Origin of the sequence: Symbiopectobacterium sp. (assembly GCF_051710365.1) — a bacterium.
Classification (GTDB): Bacteria; Pseudomonadota; Gammaproteobacteria; order Enterobacterales; family Enterobacteriaceae; genus Symbiopectobacterium.
On the sequence record NZ_JBPETA010000383.1, the window covers coordinates 1 to 1,011 of the forward strand.

A 1,011-nucleotide genomic window follows, 5' to 3' on the forward strand; every position below is an offset into this window, starting at 1 on the left:
CATGGCGATGGTCAAAGCGCTTAACCGGATCACGCTATTAGGAATGCCGAACAGTATTCGCATCACGTAACAATCGACCCGATGGGGCACAGTCGTTACAAGTTCTGATTTATTCAACAAAGCCAGTGGGACGCTGAAAAAGATCACCTGGCGGATTATACCCTATGTCATGGTGGTTTATTTTGTCGGCTTTTTTGACCGTATTAATATCGGGTTTGCAGCGTTAACCATGAATCAGGATTTAGGTTTTTCCGATGCGGTTTTTGGTTTAGGTGCGGGTTTATTTTTTCTCGGTTATTTTCTTACGGATGTTCCTTCTAATATTATTTTGCAGAAAGTCGGACCACGTATTTGGCTCATGCGTATTTTGCTAAGTTGGGCGGTGATCACCGCGTTTATGATTAATGTGAAAACCGTGGAAGGGTTTTATATTCTGCGTTTTCTGCTGGGTGTCGCGGAAGTCGGTTCTTTCTCCGGCATTATTCTTTATCTCAGCACCTGGTTCCCAATGAAACGGCGGGCGCAGATGATTGCCTTGTTTATGGCCGCCGCCCCGATTTCCGCGATGGTTGGCTCACCGCTGGCAGGGGCTATTCTCAGCGCTCACGGCGCGCTTGGCCTAGCGGGCTGGCAGTTAATGTTCCTGATTTGTACCGTCGCGGCGACGGTAATGGGTGTGTTTACCTGGTTCTATGTTAACGACAAGCAGGAGAAAAACCGCTGGTTGACGGCGGAAGAAACGCAGTGGTTGGTGGTGACGCTGGCGGCGGAAAAACAGAACAAAGGTGAAGTGGTTAAAGTCAGCATCTGGAAAGGGCTGACCGATATTCGTGTTCTGACGCTGGCCGTGGTCTATTTCGGCACCTCTGCCGGGCTCTATTCTCTCAATCCGTCATTCCGCACCTGATTTTTCTTTTTTCGGGACTTGACGGTATTCTGAAGTTCTGAATTTATTACTGCTTTTTGCAGACCAATCAGCATGAGTACTCCCCACGTTACCATCCGTAACCT

The 1,011-nt window shown here is 48.4% G+C and carries 1 protein-coding gene and 1 pseudogene; both read left to right on the forward strand.

Going from position 1 to position 1,011, the window contains the following annotated elements:
* A pseudogene (locus tag ACTBDZ_RS18105) lies at window positions 1–70 on the forward strand (surface-adhesin E family protein); the annotation flags it as partial.
* Between the two features lie 99 nt (window positions 71–169).
* Window positions 170–907 (forward strand): MFS transporter, encoded by a 738-nt coding sequence (locus tag ACTBDZ_RS18110; RefSeq protein ID WP_438816307.1) that lies wholly within the window; start codon window positions 170–172, stop codon window positions 905–907.
* Window positions 908–1,011: the final 104 nt, after the last annotated feature.

Excerpts from the sequence above, each read along its gene's own strand:
- ACTBDZ_RS18110 (WP_438816307.1), top strand. The coding sequence starts at position 170 with ATGGTGGTTTATTTTGTCGGCTTTTTTGACCGTATTAATATCGGGTTT.